The sequence below is a fragment of the Agathobaculum faecis genome, assembly GCF_014287995.1.
GTDB lineage: Bacteria > Bacillota > Clostridia > Oscillospirales > Butyricicoccaceae > Agathobaculum > Agathobaculum ammoniilyticum.
This window is the reverse complement of the sequence record NZ_JACOPL010000048.1, coordinates 1-2,843: the sequence shown is the minus strand read 5'-3', so window position 1 is coordinate 2,843 and position 2,843 is coordinate 1. Positions and strand designations below refer to the sequence as shown.

The 2,843-nt window shown below is 59.2% G+C and carries 3 protein-coding genes; all 3 read right to left on the bottom strand.

Annotated features, from left to right (window positions below):
- Positions 1-208 precede the first annotated feature (208 nt).
- Genes H8S45_RS15645 through H8S45_RS15635 form a run of 3 tightly spaced genes read right to left on the bottom strand, consistent with a single transcriptional unit; the run spans position 209 to position 2,728 of the window.
- On the bottom strand, positions 209-1,747 hold the full coding sequence (locus H8S45_RS15645; protein ID WP_054328562.1) for a glycine betaine ABC transporter substrate-binding protein: 1,539 nt from the start codon (positions 1,745-1,747) through the stop codon (positions 209-211).
- Entirely contained in the window at positions 1,744-2,370 is a 627-nt protein-coding gene (locus H8S45_RS15640) for an ABC transporter permease (RefSeq protein ID WP_054328561.1), read from the bottom strand. The genes H8S45_RS15645 and H8S45_RS15640 overlap by 4 nt, the downstream gene beginning before the upstream one ends.
- 4 nt (positions 2,371-2,374) lie before the next feature.
- Positions 2,375-2,728 (bottom strand): CBS domain-containing protein, encoded by a 354-nt coding sequence (locus tag H8S45_RS15635; RefSeq protein ID WP_082397435.1) that lies wholly within the window; start codon positions 2,726-2,728, stop codon positions 2,375-2,377.
- Positions 2,729-2,843: the final 115 nt, after the last annotated feature.

The following is a 2,843-nucleotide window of genomic DNA, read 5'->3' as shown; positions in this document are numbered from 1 at the left end:
AACTGCTCGACTACTACAAAAAGGGCATGTTCCCGTTTGATAAACTGATCAAGTTCTATCCGTTCGAGCAGATCAACGAAGCGTTTGAGGAGTCCGGCTCCGGCAAGTGCATCAAGGCGATCCTCCGTATGGACGCCTGACCGCTTTCCTCCATTATACAACACATCAAAAAAACGGTGCGGAATATAGTTCCGCACCGTTTTTGCGTTTATTTTTCCAGCAGTCCCTGCCCGACCAGGAATTCGTGCGCCACCTCGTCGACCGGCCGCCCCTCCACGTCCACCTCATAGGTCAGGCCGCTCATCAGCTCGTCGGTAAAGAGGCCGTTGAGCAGGCTGAGCGTGTCCTCCAGATCCGGCGCCTGCTCTCGAAAGCGCTCAAACACATCGTTCCGCGCCAGAATCGTGCCGTAATAGTCTGGGAAGAAATGGCGGTCATCCTCCAGAATGGTCAGCCCCGCACGCTTGTTCAGCCCGTCGGTCGCGTAAACCACCATGACATCATACGCGCCCTGCTCGATCGCCTTGTATTTGAGCATAATATCGACATGCCGCACCTCCTTGAAATCCAGGTCGTAGAAATTCACGAACGGCCCGAACTTCATGCTGCCGGCATCGGTGAAAAAGTCCTGCTCCGCACCGAAGCGCAGCTCGCCCGCAACCGGCTGCAGGTCACTGATGGCGGCCACGCCGTACCGGTCCACCACGTCCTGCGTCACGCCGATGGCATAGGTGTTGTTGACGCCGATCTTGCCCATCAGCCGCACATCATATTTATCCTGCAGGCGCTCGTTTACAAAATCGTAGAGCGTCCGCCCCTCCGGTATATCCGCGGTATCCAGACCCATGATGGTCGTCAGGATGGTACCGTCCCAGTTGTACATTAGGTCGCAGCTGTGTCCGTCCCCAACCAGCTCGTCAAAATTGTTCTTGGAGGTCATCTGATCCTTGATCGTCACGGTCAGATCATACCGATCCTCGACCAATTGCTGAATCATGCTGTTGACGAGCTGCACCTCGGAAAATTCGCCCTGGTACAGCACCAGCCCGTCCGCGTCCTGCGGGATGAAATTCCACGCGCACAGCCCCAGCACGCAGACCGCCGCAGCCGCGGCCCCCAGCCGCCTGACCACCCGAAAGCGGTAAGCGGGCGCGGCCGCTGTGCGGCTGTTCATCCGGCGCTCCACAATGCCCATCAGGGTGTCGAGTACCAGCGCCATGAGCATAAGCACGCCCGTGCCGCCGAGGATCGCGTTCATATCATCTTGCCGGATGCCGGTGTTAATCACACCGCCTAGGCCGCCGCCCCCGACAAACGCAGCGAACACGGCCGTTCCCACTGCGTTGACCGCCGCGATGCGGATACCGGTGAAAATGATGGGGGCCGCCATGGGCATCTCCACATGAGCCAAGCGATACAGGCGCGTCATCCCCATCCCCTTTGCCGCTTCGACCAGGTAATCCGGAACCTGGTCCAGCCCCAAGCAGGTATTGCGCACAATGGGCAGCAGGGAATACAGCGCAAGCCCCGTGATGACGGTCGGCTTGCCCGCGCCCAGAAACACCATGATAATGCCGAGCAGGGCAAGCGCCGGCGTAGTCTGGATCAGGTCCACCACGCGCAGGATCACCCTGCGCGCAGCGGGATAAAAATAACATATTACACCCAGCGGCACGCCGGCCAGAATCGCGCACAGCAGAGAAGCGACGACAATGGAGATATGGTCGAGTATCATCACCGCGCTCATACGCCGCCGCCCCCTTTCCGCATGCCCTTGGGTACGACCATGCGCTGTAGCACGTCGATCAGGGAGCCGAGCAGGAATGCCAGCAGCGCGGCCGGTATGGCGCCCATCAGGATCAGGCCGTTGTCATTGGCGCTGATGCCGGTATAGATGAACTCGCCCAGCCCGCCTTGGCCGATCATTGCCGCCAGTACGGTCCAGCTTACGGTATAGATCGTGGACATGCGCAGGCCGCCGATGATGGTCGGCAGCGCCAACGGTATCTCGATCTTGTACAGCCGCTGCAGCGGCGTCATGCCGCAGCCACGGGCGGCCTCGATATACTGCGGGTCAACCGATACCAGACCCGCATAGGTGTTTTTGAGAATCGGGAACATTGCGTAGATCGACAGGGCAATCAGCACGGTCGCGGGCTGCATGCCCAGCCAGATAAAGAGCAGGCCGACGAACACAATGCCCGGCACCGTGTTGAATACGCTCAATACCGGCAGCACCACGCCGGACAGGCGGGGCCGGCGGGACAGCAGGATACCGAACGCAACGCCCAGCACAAAGCCGAAAAACACGGAAACCGCGGTGAAGCCCAAATGCGCCAGCAATGCGCGGGGAAGATCGTGGTAGGTCATATACTCACCCCCACAGCCGTTCCGCCATGGCCGACGCCATGCTGGTCTTGGTCACGATGCCAGCGACCGTTTTATCCGGCCGGAGTACGACCAGATACGGGCTGCCGCTTTCGATCAACTGGTCAAAGCAGGCCCGCGCGTTGTCCTCCGTCTGCACGACCGGCATGTTGCACCGGATCAGTGGAGCGATCGAATCCACCACATGTCCAGTCAGCCGAATATCCGTGATCGAAACCGTACCCAGGTATTTGCCTGCTTCGTCCACAACGAGCAGCGTATCCACGTTGCGGCGCTGCATCCGGCTGATACATTCGTTGACGCCGCGCCCCTGCTCGACCGTATAAACGCCTGTGCGCATAAACTCCTATTACAATAGATTTACGGTTCAAGGCACGGCAGCCAGCCGTGTCTTTTTCCGCGCCGTTGCCAAAGCTGTTAGAATGAGAGTGTCTTGGCCTGATGTTAAACTCCAA

Coding starts and splice junctions, on each gene's coding strand:
- H8S45_RS15645 (WP_054328562.1), bottom strand. CDS start 1,747: ATGAGCGCGGTGATGATACTCGACCATATCTCCATTGTCGTCGCTTCT.
- H8S45_RS15640 (WP_054328561.1), bottom strand. CDS start 2,370: ATGACCTACCACGATCTTCCCCGCGCATTGCTGGCGCATTTGGGCTTC.
- H8S45_RS15635 (WP_082397435.1), bottom strand. CDS start 2,728: ATGCGCACAGGCGTTTATACGGTCGAGCAGGGGCGCGGCGTCAACGAA.